This window comes from Desulforamulus aquiferis (assembly GCF_030577015.1).
GTDB classification, from domain to species: Bacteria; Bacillota; Desulfotomaculia; order Desulfotomaculales; family Desulfotomaculaceae; genus Desulfotomaculum; species Desulfotomaculum aquiferis.
The window spans coordinates 1-294 of the sequence record NZ_JARPTC010000081.1 but is presented as its reverse complement, the minus strand read 5'-3'; the positions used below and the strand labels follow the sequence as shown (position 1 = coordinate 294).

Here is a 294-nt window from a genome sequence, read left to right as displayed (position 1 = left end):
AAATAATCGAACCTCGAATAACGAACTTCGGACTTCCAATTTCGAGGTAGGAGGGAAGAAAATGGGCGAACAAGAACCTAAAATTGTAGCGTTTCTGTGCAACTGGTGCAGCTATGCCGGTGCAGACCTGGCAGGGGTAGGGCGACTGCAATACCCCCCGAACGTCCGGGTAGTGCGGGTGCCCTGCTCCGGCCGGATAAATCCGCTCTTTATCATAGCAGGCCTGCGTTCCGGAGCTGATGCAATACTAACCTCTGGCTGACACCCCGGAGACTGCCACTATGTTAGTGGCAA

The 294-nt window shown here is 53.7% G+C and carries 1 pseudogene; it reads left to right on the top strand.

Features of this window, described 5'->3' with window-relative positions:
• Positions 1 to 61: 61 nt before the first annotated feature.
• A pseudogene (locus P6N53_RS18615) lies at positions 62 to 259 on the top strand (hydrogenase iron-sulfur subunit); the annotation flags it as partial.
• Positions 260 to 294: the final 35 nt, after the last annotated feature.